The organism is Nocardia sp. NBC_01327 (assembly GCF_035958815.1).
GTDB lineage: Bacteria > Actinomycetota > Actinomycetes > Mycobacteriales > Mycobacteriaceae > Nocardia.
This window is the reverse complement of the sequence record NZ_CP108383.1, coordinates 8,793,941-8,817,950: the sequence shown is the minus strand read 5'-3', so window position 1 is coordinate 8,817,950 and position 24,010 is coordinate 8,793,941. Positions and strand designations below refer to the sequence as shown.

Here is a 24,010-nt window from a genome sequence, read left to right as displayed (position 1 = left end):
GCCGACGTGTCCGCCGCAGCCGGGAGCGGGCGGCGCGCAGGCTGAATGATCCGCCGGCAAATAGGTCGGCGTGGGTGCGAGTTCCTGTCGGTGGGGTGCTCGATCATGGTGCGATGGGTGAATTGACGGCGGCGGCGGTGCGGGCCGAATTGGGGAAGGTCGCCGATGCCGCGGATGCGGTGCACCTGCAGCGCTTTTTCAAGACCGGGCCGGGGGAGTACGGGGCCGGGGATGTATTCATCGGGGTGCGGGTGCCGAAGATGCGGGCGGTGGTGAAGGGGTTCGCCGGGTTGCCGCTTTCGGAGATCGATGTGTTGCTCGACAGTGCGGTGCATGAGCATCGGCTGGCGGGATTGGTGATTTTGAATGGGGAGATGGCGCGGGCCATGCGCAAGCGGGGTGCGGATATCGCTCTGCAGCAGCAGATCGTCGAGTTGTATCTGGCCGCGGTGCGGCGGGGGCGCGTGAACAACTGGGACCTGGTGGACGCCTCGGCGGAGTTCATTGTGGGGCCGTGGTTGCTGGAGCGTCCGCGCGCGTTGCTATTCGAGTTGGCGGAGCAGGAATCGCTGTGGCAGCGACGGGTGGCGCTGCTGTCGAGTTTCGCATTCATCAAGTCCGGTGATGCCGGGACGACGATCGAGTTGTGTGAGCGGTTGCTCGCGGATAAGCGCGATCTGATTCAGAAGGCCGTCGGCTGGATGCTGCGCGAGATCGGCAAGCGTGTGGATCGGGCGATTCTCACCGATTTTCTCGATGCGCATGCGGCCGCGATGGGCCGGACAGCTTTGAGCTACGCCACAGAACACCTCACGGCGGAGCAGCGGGCGCACTATAGATCTCTGCGCTGATCAGCGTTGATAGCCGTCCTGGTGAGCGGCATCTCGAGATCGGGCACCATGTGTTCATCTCGAGTTAAGTTTACGTTCATGTAGCGCAACCATTCTGTGACTTGTCAGGAACAGACCGCACGTTCGGTTATAGCCAGGCGTACTCGACTTCCATGCGGAATCTCCCCGCAACGCGAGACGCAGCCGGCGGCGGTGTTCACAACACAAGTCAGCAGGTCATTGCATTGCGAAAACTGTTTCCCCTCGCCATCCTCGCCGCCCTCGCGGTAGTGCCCGTCCAGGCCGCCGCGGAGGTGCCCGGTGTGCCGCCGGAGCTGCAGCAGCCCGCTGAGCAGGCCCAGCAGTACGCCGAGAATCTGCCGCAGCCGCAGCAGGACGCGGTCCGCCAGTTCGTCCAGACGCTGCCCGCGCCGTATTCGGACCTCCTGCCGCCGGTCTTCGAGAACAACCTGGACGGCTGGATCAAGAACGCCCTGTACGTCATGGGTCAGCACGGCATCCCCGGCGACTACGACAGCATCTTCCGCAATATCCAGCGGGAGTCCGGCGGTAACCCGCAGGCGATCAACCTCTACGACTCCAATGCCGCCGCCGGTATCCCGTCCAAGGGTCTGCTGCAGGTCATCGATCCGACATTCCAGGCGTACCACGTCGACGGCACGTCCTGGGATATCTACGATCCGGTCGCGAACATCTCGGCCGCCTGCAACTACGCCGCTCACCGCTACGGCACCATCGCGAACGTCTTCTCGGCCTACTGACGAATGCGGCCGTTGCGTCGGAACGCAACGGCCACTTCGAATTTGGGGGTTGGGGGGCGAAGCCCCTCGAGAGTCCCGAGAGTCGGGTTCTCTCAGAACTGGATCTTGAGGTGATCGGTCACCGGTCGCGCCTGGCACCCCAGGATGTACCCGTTGGCGATGTCCTCCGGATCCAGGATCTCGGAGTTCCCCATCTCCACCTCACCGTCGAGCACCGTGCACGCGCAGGACCCGCACTCGCCCTCGAGGCAGGAGTACGGCACATCGAGCCCCTTGGACAGCATGATGTCCACCAGCGTCTGACTGCGCGGCCAGGTGAGTTCGTGTGTCTCACCGTCGAGTTCGACCTCGACGGTGGCCGCGTCCGCGGCTTCCTCGGCGGTGATCTCGGCCGGCGCCACATCGGCGAACGGATCACCGGCGAGCGAGTTGAAGATCTCGGCGTGCGTGCGACCGCGCGGCACCCCGAGCTGTGCGAGTGCGTCGTGCACACAATCCATGAACGGCTTGGGCCCGCACATGAAGGCCTCGTACCCGGCATAGGGCGCGGTGAGCGTGGCGAGTGCGTCGACGGACGGCAGCCCCTGCAAATTCTCGAGCCAGTGGATGACGACGACCCGCTGCGGATGCTTGCCCGCGAGTTCGCGGAGCTCATTGGCGAAGATCACCGAGGCGTGGTCGCGGTTGGCGTACACCACGACGATGCGCCCGCTGCCGCGCGCCAGCGCGGACTTGAGGATCGACATGATCGGTGTGACGCCGGAGCCGGCCGCGAACAGCAGCAGATCGGTATCGAGGTTCTTGGGCGTGAAAATGCCGGAGGGCGGCAGTACTTCGATCTCGCTGCCCGCGATCAGGTTGTCGCACACCCAGTTCGACGCGTAGCCGTCGACGGTGCGCTTGACCGTCACCTTGGGCTTGTCATCGGTGTGCGGTGAGCTCGCGAGCGAGTAGCAGCGGGCCACGGACCCGGTGCGGTCGCTGGGGATGCGCAGGGTCAGGAACTGCCCCGGCAGGTAGCTGAAGCGTTCGCGGAGGTCCTCGGGGACGTCGAATACCAGCGAACAGGAATCGGCCGTCTCATTGATGACCGCGGAGACCCGCAGCACGGCTGATCGTGAGCTGTGCGGTACGTCGACGGTGGTCATAGTGTCCTCTCGAACCAAACTAGAACGTGTTCTAGTTTGACTATACGTGGCTGTCTCGCTGCCGGACAAGCTGAGCCTCGAGTCCGGCGATCAGCACATCCATGGAGAAGTCGTAGGAGTATTTCCCACGCAGGTCGGGCAGATGCTTCATGGCCCGCTCCACCGCCTCCGGCAGCGCCCGATCCTGTAGTGCCCCACGATCACGCGGATTCACCTTGCTGCGCCCGAAGAGGTAGGTGTGGATGGTCGCATACGAGGCGAGCACATTGCGGTCGTCGAATCCCGCGTCGAACAGGATCTCCATCACCGCGGCGATGAGATCGAGTTGTTTGCCGAGCATCTGCTCGATGAGCACATCGCCGAGTCCCGGATGCTTGCGCAATTTGTCGTCGATCTGATCGATGAGGTCGCGCAGGCGCATTTGCCACGGCCCGAATTCCGGTGGCGGCTTGCGCACTCCGGTGAGTGCGGCGGTGGCGACCAGGTCGAGCAGCTCGCGTTTGTCGGCGACGTAGTAATACGGGGCCATCGGGGAGACGCCGAGTTCGCGGGAGAGCCGGCGCATGGAAAGTTTCTCCACTCCGTCCTGACGGACCACCCGCAGTGCGGCTTCGACGATCTCGGCTTCCGAGAGTGTGTTGCTTCCGCCCCCGCTTGTCTGCATCCGTCCGACTCCCATACCACCTCGACCGCATCCTCGGTGGGCACAGTGGGTCCGGATTTCCGTCCCCTGCCTGTTTCACCTGCTGGTTTTTTCTCCCCAGCAGTCTAGAGCGCCGGGTGTTGCCGTGGTCCGGCTGCGTACTCGGTGCGCGTACTAATCGGACTAACCGGAGGAGAGCGGCGCGCCAATCATGATTGCCAACGGTTGGCTGACTTAGCATTTGTGGAATGCGCCATGATCGCCTTCCCGATGGTTTCGGGGTGCGGATCGATCCCAGGGTGCGCACTTACTCCGGTGGACGGTTCCTGGTCGGCGGTTCGCCGAACAGATTGCTCCGCCTAGCGCCGGAGGCTGCGGCCATGATCGGTGACGGGTACCTCGAGGTGACCGACCCGAACTCAGCTCGGGTTGCCAGACGTCTGCTCGACTCCGGAGTGGCGAATCCGCGTCCGCGCCTGCTGCCTTCGCTGGAGGACGTGACCGTCATCGTGCCGGTCCACAATGATCCGGACGGTCTCACGCGGCTGCTGTCGGCCCTGCGCGGGTACACGGTGATCGTGGTGGACGACGGTTCCGATCGGCCCGTGCGGATTCCGCGGTCACCGGGCAATCGCTGCCGGGTGACGGTGCTGCGCCGGGATCGCAGGCTCGGCGTCGCCGCCGCCCGCAATTTCGGATTGCGCTGCGCCGCCACCGAATTCGTGGCCTTCCTGGATCCGGATGTGGTGCCGCGCACCGGCTGGCTGGAGGTCATGCTCGGCCACTTCAGCGATCCGAAGGTGGCCCTGGTCGCGCCGCGCATCCTGGCCATGGATCCCGATTCCACCCTGCTGGCCCGCTATGAGCACACCCGCGGTTCGCTGCATCGCGGCCGCCGCGAATCGGCGGTGCAGGCGCACGGCCCGGTGCCGTACGTGCCGAGTACCGCGCTGCTGGTGCGCCGGCTCGTACTGCTCGGCGAGGGCGGATTCGACGAATCCATGGCCGCCGGTGGCGATATCGACCTGTGCTGGCGGCTCGATCGCGCCGGGTGGCGGCTGCGCTACGAGCCGGCCGCGCGGGTCGCGCACAGCAATCCGGTCTCGCTGCGAAAATGGTTCGCGCACAAGGTCACCCATGGCACGGGGGTGGCTCCGCTGGGGCAGCGCCATGCGGGAATGGCCGCGCCGCTGTCGATTCCGATCTGGACGGCGGTGGCGGCGCTGCTGTTCGGCAGCCTCACCCGCTGGGGCGCCATCGGCGGCACGCTGACCCTGGTCGCGACGCTGTTCCGGCTGCGCCGGGTCTTCGCCGAACTCGATAATCCGACCCGGGTGGCCGCCATATATATGGCGCGTGGTTTCTCCGGCGGTATGTGGCGCATGGCTTCCTCGATGTGCCGCCACTATTGGCCGGTGACGCTGCTGGGCATGCTGTTCTCGCGCCGCATCCGGCACCTCGCGGTGACCATCGCGGTGGCCGACGGTCTGGCCGACTGGTTCATCCATCGTGAGGCCGGAAGTCTCGATCCGACCCGCTATGTGCTGTGCAAGCGGCTCGAGGATGTCGCCTACGGCACCGGCCTGTGGTGGGGCGCGGCCAAACTCCGGGACGGCGCGGCTCTGCGACCGACCCTGCCGCCCAACTGAATTCAGCCGACCGCGGTCAAGCGCACCGGCATGTGCCGGACGCCGGTGTGCTTGTTGCTGCGGGTGTGTTCGATCGGGCCGGTCAGTTCGGCCGTGCCCACCTGATCCAGCAGTGCGGTGAAGACCACCCGCATCTCCATGCGTGCCAGCGCCGAGCCGAGGCAGAAGTGCCCGCCGCGCCCGAAGGCCAGATGCGGATTGGGCCGCCGCTCGATATCGAATCGGTGCGGATCGGTGAAGACCTCCGCATCCCGATTGGCCGAGGCCCACCACAGGGTCACCTTGTCCCCGGCCCGGATTCGCTGCCCGCCCAGGGTGTGATCGCGGGTGGCGGTGCGCCGGTTGTACGGCGTCGAGGAGGCCCACCGCAGCATTTCCTCCACCGCGCCGTCCACGAGCGTCCGATCCTCCCGCAGTCGCCGCCAGACGTCGGGCCGTTCGATCAGTGCCGCCATGCCGAGCGCGATCGAGTTCCGCGTGGTCTCGCTCCCCGCCGCGATCAGCAGGCTGAAGAGCATGGCCTGCTCCATATCCGAGAGCGGCTCCCCGTCGATGGTGGCATTGGCGGCCAGTGACATCAGATCCTCGGCGGGCTCGATCCGCTTGGCCGCCAGCAATTGTGCGCCGTAGGCACGGGTCTCGGCGACCGCCTGCCGGGTGCGCGCGGTGACCTCGCCCAATTCCCGGTCCTCGTAATCGAGTGCCACATTCGCCCATGCGAACAGCTGATGCCGATCCTGCTGCGGCACACCCAGCAATTGCGCCACCGCCTGCAGTGGCAACTCGGCAGCGAGGTCGAGCAGGAAGTCGCACTCGCCCTTGGCGATCGCCGCCGCCACGATCGCCGTGGCCCGTCCGCGCAGCTCCTCTTCTATGAGCCGCAGCGTCCGTGGCGCAACGCTGGGTGTCAGCAGTCGCCGCACCCGCGCGTGCCGGGGATCGTCCATCATATTGAGCAAAACTCCGGCGGCCCAGTCGGCGGGCAGGTCCTCGATGATTGTTCCTCCGCCGGAACGGTTTCCGCCGCCTCGGGAGGAGAACGTGTCCGCATCCGCGGCCGCGGCGACGATATCGGCGTACCGGCTCAGTACCCAGAATCCTTCGCCGTCCGGGGTGTGCGCGGTCGGTGGATGCCACCAGACCGGCGCTTTCGCCCGGAGCCGATCGAAGATCCCATGTGGAAATCCGCACGCGAATCGGTCCAGCGCGGTCAGGTCGATATCGTCCACGCGCTCAGGCTTACACGGCGGCCGCCGAGTCCGTGGCGCATCCGCAATTAGATGCAGCTCACATTCTGCGGGGTTCGGTTTCCGATGTGACCTGCGGGACAAACGACCAGCTTCGTACTTAGGCGTCGGACCCCGCCGGTACTCTTCGGGGACAGAAAGAAAGGCAAATGGTCAGCAATCTCGCAGGTGGGAGTAGCCCGCAGCACGGTGCCGAGCCGGGCACCCAGTTGGGTGCGCTCGAAGCCTATGCCGCTCAAGCCCACGGATATCTCAGTGTGGGCGGCGAACAGCTCAATCAGCTGCCCGGTCTCCTACGCCCCATGGTTCTCGAATCGTGGTTGCGCACGCTCCGCGGCGGTGTCGATCCTCTGGATGACAATGACGGCCGCGGGCTGCGCGGCACCGATCTGGAGCGCTATCGCGTCGCGCACCCCATCGCGGCTGTCATGCCGCTGGTGGACAAGTTGCTGCTGCGCGATGCCACCAGCACGGGACTCATGGTGGTGGTCGCCGATCAGTTCGGCCGGGTGCTCTCGGTGCACGGTAATCCCGATCGGGTGCAGGCCGCGGCCGAGGCCGGTTTGCGCGAGGGCAATGACCTGAGCGAGCGCCGGGTCGGCACCAATGCCGTCGGTCTGGTGGTACGCACCGGCCGGGCGGCGTGGATTCACGGCCCCGAGCATTTCCTGCAGCGCATGCATCAGATCACCGGAGCCGCTGCGCCCGTTCATGATCCGGACGGCCGCCTGGTCGGTGTGCTGATGATCGCCGGCGGCGTGCGGGTGGCGCGGCCGGAGATTCTGGCACTGGTGAAGGCGGCGGCGACGGCCGCGGAGATGGATCTGCTGCTGGCCGCGGTCCGGTCCGGCCATGACCGCCGTAGTGCGGACGCGCCGATTCCGGAGCGATTGGGCCTGGAGGTGCTCGGCCTGGGTCAGCCGCAGCTGACGGTGGCGGGGGAGCGGGTGCCGCTGTCGCAGCGGCATGCCGAGATCCTGCTGCTGCTGGCCGAACATCCCGAGGGGCTGTCGGCCGATCATCTGGCGCTGCTGCTCGATGACGCCGATCTGGACAACGCTACGATTCGTGCCGCCATGTCGCGCCTGCGATCGGTGGTGGGCCCCAATGTCTTCGGTTCCCGCCCGTATCGGTTGCGGGTTCCGATCGCCACGGATGTGGAGGCGCTGCGGGCCGCCCTGGATTCCGGGGACGTGGATACCGCGGTGCGGCTCTACGCGGGCCCGGCCCTGCCGCGCTCGAACGCTCCTGGAGTTATAGACATTCGCGATGAATTGCGGGTGCGTCTGCGGACCGCTGTGTTGCGTTCCGGTGAAGCTTCGGTCCTGAGCCGATGGACCGCCGGCGCCGAAGGGCGCGACGATTCGGCCGCCTGGGCGGTGTATCGATCGACCGTTGACCGAGATTCTCCGCTGTATGCGCAGATCGAGGCGAAAATTCGAGTGCTCGACCGGCGCATGGGCGTCGATGCAACGCAGTTGCAACGTTTCGACTCATAGTCTTCGCAACCGGAAGTGCGCTCGGTCACAGCGCGGCTTCGTCATGTGGTCGCACCCACATTTTCTGCGGACTCTCCGCGATCTCCGGAACCAACTAGACGCTCGTCCAACTTTTTTCGGGGAAAAAGTTCCGTTTTATTACGATTCCGCCTAGTCTTCGCAATGCATGGAGGGCATCCGTGTGATGCAGGCGACAGGGCATCGCTCACCAGAGCCGGGTGAGCAGCGTTCGTAGTGAAGTTGGAGGAGATCGACAGCAGTACACCCCAGATGCGGATGACCCGGAGGCAACCGCATCCCCGGCCGCGGACTAACGGGCAACCCGGCCGGTTCGAGCACTAGTTGGATCACGCGCACGAGCGTCACCCCCGACGCCGCGCATTCGTCGAATCACCCAGGGCAGTGCGGTTTTCCACCGACCTGGATGCCGGTAACTCACCGGCGTCTTCAGGTCTATTTCGCGATGCCCGAAAGCATTCGGCCACATAGCAATTCGGCATAGCGAGGAGGCTTCGGTGCAGGGTACGGAGTTGGGTGGAGTCGGAGCGGGCAGCGACCGCGGAGTGGGCAGTCCCCCCGCATCGGAGCCGTTTCCCCTCACGCCCGGGCAGCTCGGCCTCTGGTACGCACAGCTCCTGGATCCCGAGGTTCCGCTCAATATCGCGGATTACGTGGATGTGCGCGGGACGATCGATATCCCGGTGCTCGAGCGCGCGGTCAACGCCGCCATCGAGGAGTTCGAATCCTGGAAGATGCGGCTCGTCGAGATCGATGGGCAGCCTCGGCAGTTCATCGATCACGAGCACTGGTTCGAGATCCCGCTGATCGATCTGAGTGCCGCCGCCGACCCGCTGGCCGCCGCCAACGAGTGGATGACCGCCGAGTACGGATCCCCGGTGGATCTGGTCGGCACCATCCTCTTCCGCACCGCCGTACTGCGAATCGCCGACGATCACCACCTCTGGTACCTGCGCTGCCACCACATCGCCATCGATGGTTTCGCCGCGATGGCGACCATGATGCGCATGGCCGAGCGGTACAACGCGCTCAAGAGCGGCGCCGAACCGTCCGTGATCGACCCCGCCTCCATCCGGGACCTGGTCATCGGCGAGCAGGAATACCGCGACAGCGAGACCTTCACCGCGGACCGCGAGTACTGGGCCGACCGGGTGCGCGGCCTGGAGGCCACCACTCTCAACCGCCGCACCGCCCTGCCCGCGGCGACCAATCTGCGCGTCGGGCGGCAGCTGCCCGATCGGGTGCTGGCCCGCCTCAACGAGGTGGCCGCCGCGAACGGCGCGAAGTTCGCCGCCGTCGTGGTGGCGGCCTTCGGTTTGTACCTGGCCCGGGTCACCGATCGCGACGAGGTCGCGATCAGCCTGCCGGTGACCGCGCGAACCAGCGATCTGACCCGGCGTTCGGGCGGAATGCTCTCCAATATCGTGCCGCTGCGGCTCTCGGTCGGCCCGGAGGCCACCTGGGCCGAAGTGCTGACCGGAGCGCGGACCGAATTGTCCGCAGCGGTGCGGCGTCAGCGGTACCGGGCCGAGGACATTCGCCGGGATGTCGACCTCGAGGGGCAGCAGACGCGGCGCGCGCTGTTCGGCCCGCTGGTGAACCTGATGATGTTCGACGTCACCTTCTCTTTCGACGGCGCACCCGCGCGCTTGCACATTCTCAGCTCCGGCCCGACCGAGGATATGGGCCTGCAGGTGTACTACGCCGACGCCGGCAAGGTCACCCTGGAGCTGGAGGCCAATCCGAACCTCTACGGCACCGACGAACTCGCCCGCCACCACGCGCGTTTCACCGGTTTCCTGGAGCGCCTGCTGGAACTGGATCCGGCCGCCCCCGTCGCCTCCGTACCGGTGATCACCGAGCTGGAACGCGAAGTGAGCCTGCGGATGTGGAACGACACCGCATATGCGGTCGACACCACGGCGACGCTGGTGTCGATGTTCACCGCACAGGTGGCGCGGACTCCGGATGCGGTGGCGCTGCGGTACGCCGGCGAGCCCGCTGTCGAACTCAGCTATGCCGAGCTGTCGGGGCGTGTGAATCGTCTTGCCCGCCACCTCGTTTCGCTCGGGATCGGGCCCGAGTCGATGGTCGCGCTGCACCTGCGGCGCTCGACCGAGCTGGTGGCGGCGCTGTACGCCGTGCAGGCCGCCGGTGGCGCGTACGTACCGCTGGATCCGGATCATCCGATCGAGCGCACCACGCACATCGTGTCCACCGCACGTCCGGTCGTCGTACTGACGACCACCGCGGATCGGCCCGCGGTCGCGTTGGACGTTCCGGTGCTGTGCCTGGACGAGCTGGCGCTCGGCGAGTACTCCGACGCACCGCTCGCGCCCTCGGAACTGCTTGCGCCGCTGCGCCCTTCGAATACCGCGTACGTCATCTTCACCTCCGGTTCCACCGGCCTGCCGAAGGGTGTGGCGGTCAGCCACGCGTCCATCGTCAACCGCCTGGTCTGGATGCAGTCCGCCTACGCGCTCACGGCGGCCGATGTGGTGCTGCACAAGACACCGGCCACCTTCGATGTGTCGGTGTGGGAGTTGTTCTGGCCCTTGCAGATCGGCGCGACCCTGGTGGTCGCGACCGCGGACGGCCATCGTGATCCGGCGTATCTGGCGCAGACCATCACCCGCGAAAATGTGACGGTCGCGCACTTCGTCCCCGCCATGCTGTCGGTCTTCGTCGGCGAGCTGGTCACGGCGGCCGCGCGGAGCATGCGGCTGCGCCTGGTCTTCGCCTCCGGCGAGGCCCTGCCCGCCGCGACGGCGCAGCGGTTGCGCGCGCTGACCGGCGCGCGGCTGCACAATCTCTACGGCCCCACGGAGGCGGCGGTCGACGTCAGCTTCCATGAGGTCACAGACTTGGACATCGAGAGCGTGCCGATCGGCGCCCCGGTGTTCAATACCCGGCTGTACGTGCTTGATTCACGTCTACGGCCGGTCCCCGTGGGGACCCCGGGCGAGCTGTATCTGTCGGGGGTTCAGCTCGCCCGGGGCTACGTGGCGCGACCGGGGCTGACGGCGGAACGGTTCGTCGCCGATCCGTTCGCCGGACCGGACGAGCTCGGACGCCCGGGTGAATTGATGTATCGCACAGGCGATCTGGTGTGCTGGACTCCGGAGGGCGAACTGCTCTACCTGGACCGCACCGACTTCCAGGTGAAGCTGCGCGGCCTGCGCATCGAACTCGGCGAGATCGAAACCGTCTTGACGGCAATCGATTCGGTGCGCCACGCGGTGGTCGCGGTGCGTGACGAGCAATTGGTGGCCTATGTGGTGCCGGTCGAGCCGGGAGAACTTCCGGCCACGCAGTTGCGGGCCGCCGCCGCCCTGTCACTGCCCTCGTACATGGTTCCGGCCGTGTTCGTGCGCCTGGACGCCCTGCCGCTGAACCCCTCCGGCAAGCTGGATCGCCGGGCCCTGCCGGATCCGGAACGCACGGTGGTCGTCTATCGCGCTCCGGAATCGGTGGTGGAGCGTTCGGTGGCGCGGGTGTTCGCCGAGGTGCTCGAGCGCGAGAGCGTCGGCCTGGACGACGACTTCTTCGCCCTGGGCGGCAACAGCCTGATCGCCACCCGGGTGGCGGCGCGCGTGAACGGCGATCTGGGTTGCCGCATCGGTCTGCGCGAGATCTTCGGTGCGCCCACGGTGGCCGAGCTGGCGGATCTGGTGCAGCGCGGATTCCTCGACGACGATGCCGAATCCGGCACGTCGGTACCGGAATTGGCGGTGCGGGAGCGGCCGGACGTGCTGCCGCTGTCCCCCGCGCAGCAGCGCATCTGGTTCCTGAACCGTTTCGACACCGCGAGCGCCGACTACAACATGCCGTTCGCCCTGCGCCTGCGCGGCGACCTCGATGTGGCGGCGCTGTGCGCGGCGATCGCGGATGTGGTGGCACGGCACGAGGTGCTGCGCACCGTCTTCCCGCAGACCCCGGCCGGACCGTCGCAGCGGGTGCTGCCGGCGGCCGTGCTGTCGCCGTTCGCGGTGCTGGAGTCGTTTGCGGACCTGTCGCTGACGGATGTCGACATGGTGGATTTCGAGTCGATGGGTGCGGGCCTGATTGCCGGCACCGATCTGATCGTGTCCGTCGAACCGATCGCGGCGGCGGCCCTGGAGGCCGAATTGCTCGAATTCGCGAAGCGCGGATTCGACCTGGAGAACGAGATCCCGTTCCGCGCCCGCCTTTTCGAGGTGTTTGCCGAGGGGCGCGAAGTCGGCGATGGCAAACTTTCGGCTAACGAACATGCGCTGGCCGTTGTGCTGCACCACATTGCCGCCGACGGGCTGTCACTGCCGGTGCTGGTGCGCGATCTGGTGAACGCCTATACCGCTCGCCGCGCGGGACATGCGCCCGGGTGGACCCCGCTCGCGCTGCAGTACGCGGATTACGCACTGTGGCAGCGGGAGCGGCTCGGCGATGCCGCGGACCCGCATTCCCTGCTGGCGCAGCAATTGTCGTTCTGGACCGAAATCCTCGCGGGCGCTCCGGAGCAGTTGGATCTGCCCTCGGATCGGCCGCGTCCGGCGGCGGCCAGTGGCCGCGGCGGTGTGCATCAGCTCGAGATACCGGCCGGTCTTCATGCAAAGCTGCTGGAAACGGCTCAGCAGCAGGGTGTTTCGGCCTTCATGCTGGTGCATGCGGTGGTCGCGGTGCTGCTGTCGCGGCTTTCCGGTGAGCACGACATCGTGATCGGCACGCCGGTCGGCGGTCGCGGGGAACGTGAACTTGACGAACTGATTGGTATGTTCGTCGGCACCCTGCCGCTGCGCACGCAGCTCGACACGCGCGTACCCTTCACCGAATTCCTAGGCGCCGTACGGGAATCCGATCTCGCCGCCTTCGCACACGCCGATGTGCCGTTCGAGCAGCTGGTCGAGGTCCTGAATCCGGCACGTTCGCAGGCGCGTCATCCGGTCTTCCAGGTATCGCTGTCTTTCACCGGCATCGGGAATATCGGTGTCGAACTGCCCGGATTGCTTGCCACGGCGGGTACGCTGGACACCGGAGTGGCTAAGTTCGACCTATCGATCGCGGTCACCGAAAGCTTCGCCGGTGCCGGTCCCGGGGAAGGTCCGGCACCGGCGGGGATTCACGCGGAATTCTCTTTCGCCACGGATCTCTTCGACCCCGCCTCCATTTCCGTTCTCGCCGGGCGCTTCCTGCGCCTGCTCGAGGCCGCCGTCGCCGCTCCCGCGACCGTCGTCGCCGAGCTCCCCCTGCTCTCCGAGCTCGAGTACACCGACCTCACCACCCGCTCCGGTGGCGCGGTAGCAGCCACCGGGCTACTGCCCGGCGTGCTCGAGGAAGCCGTCGAGGCAGATCCCGACAATATTGCTATTTGCGACGAACGTCGCGCCCTGACCTACGGCGAACTCGACGCTGCCTCATCACGTTTGGCGCGCCTGCTCATCAGCCGCGGGGTGGGACCGGACGATCTGATCGCCGTGGGTGTGCCGCGTTCGCTCGAGCAGGTGACCGCCGTCTGGGCCGTGATCAAGTCCGGTGCGGGCTGGGTTCCGGTGGATCCGGGCTATCCGGTCGAGCGGATCACCCATATGGTGACCGATTCGCGTGCGGTGCTGGGTCTGACCACCGTCGCGGCGCATGCCGCCATGCCCGCCGTACTGCCCTGGCTGCTGCTCGACGATCCCGAGTTCCGCAGTGCCTGTGGCGCTTTCGCGGATACGCCGATCGGCGATGCCGACCGGGTGCGGCCGCTGCACGCGCAGCACGTCGCCTACACCATCTACACCTCGGGTTCGACCGGTCTGCCCAAGGGCGTGCTCGTCACGCATGCGGCGCTGGTGAGCCTGGCGGCCGAGCAGACCGCGCACTACTTCGGACATCCCGGCGCGCGGGTGCTGAGCGTCGGTTCGCCGTCGTTCGACATCTCGGTCATGGAGCTGCTGCTGGCCGTGAATTCCGGTGCCACCATGGTGATCGCGCCGGCCGGTGTCACGGTCGGCGCGGAACTGGCCGACTTCGTCCGGGCGCAGCGGGTGACCCATCTGGGTATGACCCCCTCGGCCGCGGCCTCGCTCGATCCCGCGTCGCTGCCCGATGTGCAGTCGATCGCGGTCGGCGGCGAAGCCGTTCCGGCGGAACTGGTCCGGCGCTGGGTCGCGGCCGGCCGGATCATTGTCGATGCCTACGGTCCGACCGAAACCACCGTTGTGGTCAATATGTCCGAGCCGCTGCGGGCCGGCGAGCCCGTCCACATCGGCCGCCCCATCCGCGGTGTGCGGGAGTGGGTGCTCGACAGCGCGCTGCAGCCGGTGCCGGTGGGCGCGACCGGTGAGTTGTACGTCGCCGGTGCGCAATTGGCGCGCGGCTACCACGGCCGCTCGGATCTGACCGCCAACCGCTTCGTGGCCTGCCCGTGGGCGCCCGGTCAGCGCATGTACCGCACCGGCGATCTGGTGCGCTGGAATGCCGACGGCACCGTGACGTACCTGGGCCGCAACGACTCCCAGGTGAAGGTGCGCGGCTACCGCATCGAACTCGGCGAGATCGAGACGGTGCTGGCCGAGCACGAGCAGGTGCGCCAGGCCGTGGTCGTGGTGCACAGCGATGCCGCCCGCGGCGATCAGCTGGTCGCCTATCTGGTCGCGGCCGATGTCGCGGCCGGGCTGCCCGTCGAGACGGTGCGGGCGAGCCTGCAGGGCCGTCTGGCGCCGCATATGGTGCCTTCCGCGTTCATGGTGCTCGATGAGCTGCCGATGACCCCGAACGGCAAGCTGAACCCCCGCGCCCTGCCCGCGCCGGAGTTCGCGGCGCGCGAGTTCCGGGCGCTCGGTTCCTCCGTGGAGCGTCTGGTCGGCGCCGCCTTCACCGAGGTGCTCGGCCTGACCACGCCGATCGGCGCGGACGACGACTTCTTCGAACTCGGCGGCAATTCGCTCATCGCGACCCGGCTGACGGCCCGGCTCGGTGCGGCCCTGGACGCCCGGGTGCCCGTGCGCCTGATCTTCGACGCCCGGACGGTCGCCGAACTCGCTTCCGCGCTGGCCGAATTCGCCGGCACCGGTGGGCGCCCGCCGCTGGTGGCGGGGGAGCGGCCGGAGTTGGTGCCGCTGTCCTACGCCCAGCAGCGCATGTGGTTCCTCAATCGCTTCGACACCGATTCGGTGGCCGACAATCTGGTCGCCGCCATTCGGCTCACCGGCGCGCTGGATCGCGCCGCCCTGGCCGCGGCCCTCACCGATGTGGTCGAACGGCACGAGACGCTGCGCACCGTCTACCCGGCGGTGGACGGCATCGGCTACCAGCGGGTGCTGCCGATCACCGAATCCGTCGTCGATCTGGTCGCCGAGGAGGTCGATCCGGCCGCCCTCGACGCGCGCATTCGCGCGCTGGCCACCACCCCGTTCGCGGTCGGCGACGAAGCGCCGCTGCGGCTGACGCTGCTGCGTCCCGCGTCCGCCGAGACCGAACACGTGCTCGTCTTTGCGGTGCACCACATTGCCGCCGACGGCTGGTCCATCGCGCCGCTGACCCTCGATCTGATGGCCGCCTACTCCGCGCGCCGCGCCGGAACCGCGCCGCAGTGGTCCGCGCTGCCGGTGCAGTACGTCGACTATGCGCTGTGGCAGCGCGAACTGCTCGGCGCCGCCGAGGACGCGGAATCGGTACTGGCACAGCAGTTGCGCTTCTGGCGCGACGAGCTGTCGGGGCTGGCCCCCGAGCTGGCGCTGCCGGCCGATCGGCCCCGCCCCGCCGTCGCCTCCGGCCACGGCGCGCGCTACGAATTCACTCTCGACGCCGGACTGCACACGCGACTGCGGGAGATCGCCGAGCAGGCGCACGCCTCGCTGTTCATGGTGCTGCACGCCGCCTTCGCCGCGCTGCTGGCGAAAACCTCCGGGCAGTCCGACATCTCGATCGGCACCCCGGTCGCCGGACGTGGTGAGCAGGCGCTGGACGGCCTGGTCGGCATGTTCGTCAATACCCTCGCGCTGCGCACCGAGGTCGCACCGCGTCGCTCCTTCGCCGATCTGGTGACATCGGTGCGCGATACCGATCTGCGCGCCTTCGCGCACGCCGATGTGCCGTTCGAGCGCCTGGTGGAGGCGCTGAATCCGGTGCGCACGCCGGGCCTGCACCCGCTCTTCCAGGTGGTGCTGGATCTGCAGAACACCGCCACCGCCGATTTGGCGCTGGACGGTCTGCAGGTGTCGCGTCTGGATATCGACACCCACACCGCCAAGTTCGATCTGCAGCTGACGCTGGCCGACAGCGCCGACGGCGGCCTCTCCGCCGTATTCACCTATGCCACCGATATTTTCGAGGCCGAGGGCATTGCGGTGCTGGCGCGCCGGTTCGAGCGGGTGCTCGCCGCGGTGACGGCGGACGCCGGGATCGCGGTCGGCGATATCGAGGTGCTCGATGCCGCGGAACGGCAGCGGGTACTGCGCGAATGGTCGGTCACCGGTGCGGACAGCTCCGAAGACGACACGCTCGCAGCACGTTTCGCGCGGGCGGCCCTGCTGGACCCGCAGGCTCCCGCGGTCCGCTCCGGCGAGGTCACCCTCACCTACGGTGACCTCGATGCCCGCGCCAACCGGCTCGCCCGCCGGCTCATCGCCGCCGGTGTCGGACCGGAATCGCTGGTGGCGGTGGCGCTTCCGCGCACCGAGGAACTGGTTGTCGCCCTGCTCGCGGTGCTCAAGGCCGGTGGCGGCTACCTGCCCATCGACCCGAACTACCCGGCGGATCGCATCGAGTACGTGCTCGACGATGCCCGTCCGGTGTGTGCCATCACCAGTGCCGCCGCGAATCTGCCCGCGGGCTGGTTCGGTGGTCCGCTCATCGATCTGGACACCGCGGATCTGGACGGCTTCGCCGCGGGTCCGATCACCGATCAGGATCGCCGCGCGCCCCTGGATCCGGCCCACGTCGCGTACGTCATCTACACCTCCGGCTCGACCGGCCGCCCCAAGGGCGTGCTGATCCCGCACCGGAATGTGGTGCGGCTGCTGGACAATACCCAGCGGCTCTTCGAATTCGGGCCGTCCGATGTGTGGACCATGTTCCACTCCTACGCCTTCGATTTCACGGTGTGGGAGCTGTGGGCGCCGCTGCTGTCCGGCGGCAGCGTCGTGGTGATCGACTACTTCACCTCGCGTTCGCCGCAGCAGTTCCGGGAACTGCTTGCCGCGCAGCGGGTTACGGTGCTGAACCAGACCCCGTCGGCCTTCTACCAGCTGATCGCCGCCGATCAGGCGCACGATCTCGACGATCTGTCGCTGCGCTGGGTGATCTTCGGTGGCGAGGCGCTGGAACCCGCGCGGCTGCGCGACTGGTTCGCCCGTCATCCGCAGACCCCCGCGCTGGTGAATATGTACGGCATCACCGAGACCACGGTGCACGTCTCGCATCGGTTCATCACCGCCGAGACCGGTTCTGCCAGTGTCATCGGCGGCGCGCTGCCGGGTCTGACCGTGCGCGTGCTGGATTCGCGGCTGCGCCCGGTTCCGGTCGGCGCCCCCGGTGAAATCTATGTCTCCGGCGGGCAGCTCGCCCGCGGCTACCTGTCCCGCCCGGCGCTGTCGGCGGCCCGCTTCGTGGCCGACCCGTTCGGCGCTCCCGGCGAATCCGCCTACCGCACCGGCGATCTCGCCCGCTGGACCACCCAGGGTGAGCTGGAGTACCTGGGCCGCGCCGATCAGCAGGTGAACCTGCACGGCTTCCGGGTGGAGCTCGGTGAGATCGAGGCCGCGCTGCTGGACGAGCCGCACGTGCGCGCCGCGGCGGTGGTGGTCCGCCAGGACGAGACCGTCGCCGACGGCCGGATCGTCGGCTACGTGGTGACCGATTCCGCGGTCGATACCGCCGTGCTGCGCCAGGCGGTGGCCCGGCGGCTGCCCGAGCACATGGTGCCCGCCGCCCTCGTGGTCGTCGACCGAATCCCGTTGACCGTCAACGGCAAGCTGGATCGCGCCGCCCTGCCGGCTCCGGCCTTCGAGACCGCCGCCTATCGTGCCCCGGCCACCCCCGCCGAGGTGGCGGTGGCACAGGTCTTCGCCGAACTGCTCGGCATCGAGCGGGTCGGTGCGGCCGACGATTTCTTCGCGCTCGGTGGCAGCTCGCTGCTGGCGGCCCGGGCGGTCGCCCGCCTCGGCGTGGCGCTCGACTGTGATATCCCGGTGCGCGCCCTGTTCGAAACCCGCAGTGTGGCAGCGCTTGCCGCCTATGCGCACCAGCTCTCGGGTGCGGGTGCGCGGCTGGCACTGACCCGGCGGACCCGTCCGGCCCGGCTGCCGCTGGCGCCGGCGCAGCAGCGCATGTGGTTCCTGAACCGGTACTGGGCCGCCGAGGAGACCTCCGGTCCCGGTGCGGCAGCGGACAATATCCCGCTGGTCATCCGTTTCTCCGGTGCGCTCGACACCGCCGCGCTGGCGGGTTCGCTCGCCGATCTGGTGCAGCGGCACGAAACCCTGCGCACCGTCTACCCGGACGGTCCGAACGGACCGGAACAGGTGATTCGCACTGTCGCGGAGAGCCTTCCGGCGCTGACCGCCGAGCGCATCGACGAATCCGAGGTGGACGCCCGGCTGGTCGCCGCCGCCACCCGCGGCTTCGACCTGACCGTCGAAACCCCGCTGCGCGCGGCACTGTTCACGGTGTCGGAGACCGATCACGTGCTGGCCCTGGTGCTGCATCACATCAGCGCCGACGGCTACTCGCTCGGCCCGCTCGCCACCGACCTCATGACCGCGTACACCGCCCGCCACGCCGGCGCGGTCCCGGACTGGCAGCCGCTGCCCGTGCAGTACGCCGACTACGCGCTCTGGCAGCACGAGGTGCTGGGCTCGGACGCCGATCCGGACTCGGAATCGGCGCGGCAGCTGGACTACTGGCGCACCCGGCTCTCCGGCCTGCCCGAACAGCTGGATCTGCCCGCCGACCGCCCGCGCCCGGCGGTCTCGACGCAGCGCGGCGGTACCCACCGCAGCACGGTCGACGCCGAACTGCACGCCGAGCTCGCCGCCCTGGCTCAGAAGCTGGACACCACCCTGTTCAGCACGGTGCACGCCGCGCTGGCGGTGCTGCTGTCCCGGCTGTCGGGCACCTCGGACATCGCCATCGGCACCCCGGTGGCCGGCCGCGGCGAGCAGGCCCTGGACGGTCTGATCGGCATGTTCGTGAATACGCTCGTCCTGCGCACCGAGGTCGATCCGGGCGCCGGATTCGACACCCTGCTCGCCGGTGTCCGCGCCGACGACATCGCGGCGCTCTCGCATGCCGAGGTGCCGTTCGAACGCCTGGTGGAGGTGCTCGCCCCGGCCCGGGCGCAGAACCGGCACCCGCTGTTCCAGGTCGCGCTGACCTTCCAGAACTTCCCGCTGCCCACGCTGGTGCTGCCGGAGCTGCTGGTCGCCCCGGCGCAGATCGAGTCGGGCGTGGCCAAGTTCGATCTGCAGTTCACCGTCACCGAGACCCCCTCCGACGGCGGGCACACCGGTGGCCTGGACATCGAAATCACCTACACCCATGACCTTTTCGACGCCGAGAGCATTGCCGCGCTGTCGCGCCGCTTCGAGCAGGTGCTGGCGGCGGTAGCCGCCGACTGCACCGTCGCGGTCGGCGATATCGACCTGCTGCGCGCCGACGAGCGGGCCCGGGTGCTGACCGAATGGAACGCCACCGCTCACGACCTCGAGCTGCCGGAAGGCGCTGCCGCCACCCTGGTTTCACTGTTCGAGGCGCAGGTGCGGACCACCCCCGAGGCGATCGCGGTCGTCTTCGGGGAGACCACCGTGACCTACGCCGAGCTGGCGGGCCGCGTGCATCGCCTGGCCCGCAGGCTCATCGATGCGGGCGTCTGCGCGGAATCGACTGTCGCCCTGGCCATCCGCCGCTCCGTCGATCTGGTCGTCGCCATGTACGCGGTGCTCGAGGCCGGTGGCGCGTACGTGCCGCTGGATCCCGATCAGCCCGCCGATCGCATCGAATACGTGCTGGACACCGCGCGCCCGGTCGTCATCCTGACCACCACCGGCGACGACTTCCGCACCGAGGACATCGCTCCGGTGCTCGCCGTGGACGCACTGGACCTCAGCGGCTACGGCAGCACGCCGGTCACCGATGCGGAACGCCCTGTCCCGCTGCGGCCGTCGAACACCGCCTACGTCATCTTCACCTCCGGTTCGACGGGCCGCCCCAAGGGTGTGGCCGTGGAGCACAGCGCGATCGTGAACCGCCTGCTGTGGATGCAGAGCGAATACCCGATCGGCGCGGACGACGCCGTCCTGCAGAAGACCCCGGCTACCTTCGACGTTTCGGTGTGGGAGTTCTTCTGGCCCTTGCAGACCGGCGCGCGCCTCGTCGTCGCCACACCGGACGGCCATCGCGATCCGGCCTACCTGGTACAGGTCATCGCCGAAGCGGGCATCACCACAGCGCATTTCGTGCCCTCGATGCTGTCGCTGTTCGTCGCCGCACTCGGCGAGGCTCCGGCCGCGGACCTGCGCCTGCGCCAGGTCTTCGCCTCCGGTGAGGCATTGCCCGCGAGCACCGCGCAGCAGCTGCGCGCCCTGACCGGCGCGGCGCTGCACAATCTGTACGGCCCGACCGAGGCCGCCGTCGACGTGACCCACCACCGGGTCGTCGATGCCGACCTCGCCTCCGTCCCGATCGGCCGCCCGGTCTGGAACACCCAGCTGTACGTGCTGGATTCGCGCCTGCACCCCGTGGCGCCCGGTATCCCGGGTGAGCTGTACCTGGCGGGCGATCAGCTGGCCCGCGGCTATCTGGACCGCACGGACCTGTCCGCGGATCGTTTCGTCGCGAACCCGTACGCCTCCGGCGCCCGCATGTACCGCACCGGCGATCTGGTCAAGTGGTCCACCGCGAGCGGCGAAGCGGCTGCTTCCGGCGAGCTGGAATACCTCGGCCGCACCGACTTCCAGGTCAAGCTGCGCGGTCTGCGCATCGAACTCGGTGAGATCGAGATCGCCCTCACCGCACTGGATTCCGTCGCCCAGGCCGTGGTCGTGGTCCGCCCGGACCAGCGCCTCGGCGATCAGCTGGTCGCCTACCTGATCGCCGCCGATACGACCATCGATGCCGACTCGGTGCGGACCGCCCTGTCCGCCGCCCTGCCCGGCTATATGGTCCCCGCCGCCTTCGTTGTGCTGGATGCCCTCCCGCTCAACGCTTCCGGCAAACTCGACCGCCGCGCGCTGCCCGCGCCGGTATTCGAGGCCAAGGTCTTCCGCACTCCCGCGACTCCGGTCGAGAAGACCATCGCGGACGTCTTCGCCGATCTGCTCGGCATCGAGCGCATCGGCCTGGACGACGACTTCTTCGAGCTCGGCGGCAGTTCGCTGCTGGCCGCCAAGGCGGCCGCCCGGCTCAGCGGTCTGCTCGGCGGCACCGTCGGCGTGCGGCTGCTGTTCGAGGCGTCCCGGGTCGGGGATCTCGCCGATCGGGTCGGCGCCACCACCGGTGCGGCCCCGCGCCCGGCACTGGCCGCCGGACCGCGCCCGGAGCGGCTGCCGCTTTCACCGGCGCAGCAGCGCATGTGGTTCCTGAACCGCTTCGACGGCAATTCGATCGCGTACACCATTCCGCTGGCCCTGCGCCTGACCGGTGACCTCGATGTGGCCGCGCTGCAGGCCGCGGTCGCCGCCGTGGTCGGCCGTCACGAGACCCTGCGCACCGTCTACCCCGAGACCGAATCGGGTCCGGTGCAGGTGATCCTGCCCGCCGAGCGGGCAGTCCAGGCGCTGCAGCCCATCGACATCACCGAAGCCGAACTGCCGCAGCGCATTCTGGAACTGGCGGCCGCGTTCGATGTGACCGCCGAGGTGCCGGTGCGGCTGCGCCTGTTCCGCATCACCGATGCGCGCCGGGCCGAATACGTCTTCGCCGGTGCGCTGCACCATATTTCAGCTGATGGCTCCTCCGTGGTGCCGTTCACGCGCGACCTCATGCACGCCTACGGCACGCATCTGGCCGGCCAGGCCCCGGTGTGGTCACCGCCGGCCGTGCAGTACGCCGACTACGCGCTCTGGCAGCGTGCACTGCTCGGCGCCGAGGATGATGCCGAATCGCTGTCGGCACAGCAGATCTCGTTCTGGCGGGACACCCTCGCCGGTCTGCCCGATCAGCTGGATCTGCCCACCGATCACCCGCGCCCGGCCCGGCAGAGCCTGCGCGGCAAGCACATCACCGTTCCCGTCGATGCCGCACTGCACGCCCGCCTCGCCCGGGTCGGCCGCGCGCACGGCGCCACGCTGTTCATGGTCGTGCACGCCGCGTTCTCCGCCCTGCTGGCCCGGCTGTCCGGCACCGCCGACATCACCGTCGGCACTCCGATCGCCGGTCGCGGCGAGACGGCGCTGGACGACCTCATCGGCATGTTCGTGAACACCCTGGTGCTGCGCACCGAAATCGCTGCCGCCGAACCGTTCTCGGCGCTGCTGAACCGGGTCCGGACCGCCGATATCGCCGCCTTCGCCCATGCCGACGTCCCGTTCGAGCGCCTGGTGGAGGTGCTGAACCCGCAGCGCTCCACCGCCCGGCACCCGCTGTTCCAGGTCGGCCTGTCCTTCCAGAACCACGAGCGGGCCACCCTGCGGCTGCCCGGCCTGTCGGTCACGGAGGTCGAATTCGACAATGAGATCGCCCAGTTCGACCTGCACCTGTTCGCGGTAGACCACTACGGCCCGGCCGGTGCGCCCGCCGGAATGGATCTCACCCTCGGTTACGCCACCGACCTGTTCACCGAGGCGACCGCGGCGCGCTTCGGCGCCGCCCTGCGCCGCATCCTGGAAACCGTTGCCGCCGAACCGGAGACGGTGGTCGGCGAGATCGATCTGCTGGGCGGGGAACTGCGCCGGCAGGTGCTCACCGAGTGGAATGCCACCGAGCGCGCGGTCGATCCCGTCACGCTGGCGGACCTGGTCGACAGCCAGGTCGCCGCGACCCCGAACGCCGTCGCACTGCTCAGCGCCGATGGTGAGATCGCGCTCAGCTACGCGGAATTCGATGCCCGGGTGAACCGCTTGGCGCGGCTGCTGCTGGCCGGCGGCGTCGGCCCGGAGCGCACGGTGGTGCTGGCGATGCGCCGCTCCATCGATCTGATCGTCGCCATGTACGCGGTGGTCAAGGCCGGTGGCGCCTATGTGCCCATCGATCCGGACCACCCGGCCGAGCGCATCGTCCACATCGTGGATACGGCCGCGCCGGTATGCGTGCTGACCACGGCCGCCGACGGCGTCCCGTTCGAGACCGTCCTGCCGGTGTACCAGGTCGATCGCCTGGACGACACCGCCTACTCGGCCGCGCCGATCACCGCCGGCGAGCGGATCAGCCCGCTGCGCGAGCACAATCCCGCGTACGTCATCTTCACCTCCGGCTCCACCGGCACGCCCAAGGGCGTCGCGGTGCCGCATGCCGCCATCGCCAATCAATTGCAGTGGCTGCGCAGCACTTTCGCGCTCGGTGCGAACGATCGCGCCCTGCTGAAGACCCCCGCCACCTTCGATCTGTCGGTATGGGAATTCTGGTCGCTGCTGACCACCGGCGGCAGTCTGGTGGTGACCGCGCCCGGCGACGAGCGCGATCCGGACCGACTGCGCGAGCTCATGGCGCGGCACGGCGTCACGGTGCTGCATCCGGTGCCCTCGCTGCTCGGCATGCTGCTCACCGCGGGTCCGCTGCCCGACTCGATGCGGGCCGTGCTGGCCATCGGCGAGGCGCTGCCCGCCGCGACCGCCGTGGATTTCCTGGACAGGCATCCGGGCACGGACACCGCCCGGCTGTTCAATCTCTACGGCCCGACCGAGGCCGCGGTCTCGATCACCTCCTTCGAGGTCGGCGAGCCGCCGGTGCAGACCGTGCCGATCGGCGCTCCGGCCTGGAACAGCGGCGCGTACGTGCTCGATGCCCGCCTGCAGCCGGTCCTCATCGGCGTACCGGGTGAGCTGTATCTTGCGGGCGCGCAGCTGGCCCGCGGCTACCACGGCCGCCCGGCGCTGACCGCGGATCGCTTTGTCGCCAATCCCTTCGGCGCGGGACGGCTCTACCGCACCGGCGATATCGTCCGCCGCCGCGCCGACGGCGTGCTCGAGTACGTCGATCGCGCCGACTTCCAGGTGAAGATCGGCGGCTTCCGCATCGAACTCGGCGAGGTCGAGACCGCGCTGCGCCGTCAGGACGGCGTGACCGCGGCGGTCGCGG

Annotated in this window: 8 protein-coding genes (1 of these 8 only partly in view); 5 read left to right on the top strand and 3 right to left on the bottom strand. The window is 68.5% G+C overall.

Annotated features, from left to right (window positions below):
• The first annotated feature begins 113 nt into the window (after window positions 1-113).
• Together OG326_RS40305 and OG326_RS40300 are read left to right on the top strand one after the other, a co-directional pair.
• Window positions 114-851 carry a DNA alkylation repair protein gene (locus tag OG326_RS40305; protein ID WP_327142342.1) on the top strand — a complete coding sequence of 246 codons (738 nt, stop codon included), beginning with the start codon at window positions 114-116 and terminating at the stop codon, window positions 849-851.
• Between the two features lie 224 nt (window positions 852-1,075).
• A complete protein-coding gene (locus OG326_RS40300; RefSeq protein ID WP_327142341.1) occupies window positions 1,076-1,612 on the top strand; it encodes a transglycosylase SLT domain-containing protein in 537 nt (178 codons plus the stop codon).
• A 92-nt stretch (window positions 1,613-1,704) separates the two neighbouring features.
• Here OG326_RS40300 and OG326_RS40295 read toward each other — a convergent pair whose 3' ends face one another.
• Both OG326_RS40295 and mftR2 read right to left on the bottom strand, forming a co-directional pair.
• Complete coding sequence (locus tag OG326_RS40295) at window positions 1,705-2,760, bottom strand: ferredoxin--NADP reductase (RefSeq protein WP_327142340.1); 1,056 nt, start codon at window positions 2,758-2,760, stop codon at window positions 1,705-1,707.
• 40 nt (window positions 2,761-2,800) lie between these two features.
• On the bottom strand, window positions 2,801-3,424 hold the full coding sequence (gene mftR2 / locus OG326_RS40290) for a mycofactocin system transcriptional regulator MftR2 (RefSeq protein WP_327142339.1): 624 nt from the start codon (window positions 3,422-3,424) through the stop codon (window positions 2,801-2,803).
• A 227-nt stretch (window positions 3,425-3,651) separates the two neighbouring features.
• Between mftR2 and mftF the strand changes: the two genes are divergently transcribed.
• A complete protein-coding gene (gene mftF, locus OG326_RS40285; protein WP_327142338.1) occupies window positions 3,652-5,052 on the top strand; it encodes a mycofactocin biosynthesis glycosyltransferase MftF in 1,401 nt (466 codons plus the stop codon).
• Between the two features lie 2 nt (window positions 5,053-5,054).
• On the opposite strand, the gene OG326_RS40280 is transcribed toward mftF, so the two are convergent.
• Window positions 5,055-6,281: a cytochrome P450 gene (locus OG326_RS40280; RefSeq protein WP_327142337.1), complete on the bottom strand. Its 1,227-nt coding sequence runs from the start codon at window positions 6,279-6,281 to the stop codon at window positions 5,055-5,057.
• A gap of 167 nt (window positions 6,282-6,448) precedes the next feature.
• Between OG326_RS40280 and OG326_RS40275 the strand changes: the two genes are divergently transcribed.
• A complete protein-coding gene (locus OG326_RS40275) occupies window positions 6,449-7,798 on the top strand; it encodes a GAF domain-containing protein (RefSeq protein ID WP_297610166.1) in 1,350 nt (449 codons plus the stop codon).
• 515 nt (window positions 7,799-8,313) lie between these two features.
• Window positions 8,314-24,010, top strand: the 5' portion of a protein-coding gene (locus OG326_RS40270; RefSeq protein ID WP_327142336.1) for a non-ribosomal peptide synthase/polyketide synthase. 2,276 nt of this gene lie beyond the right edge of the window; the window shows 15,697 of its 17,973 coding nt (coding positions 1-15,697); it begins with the start codon at window positions 8,314-8,316; its stop codon lies off the right edge, out of view.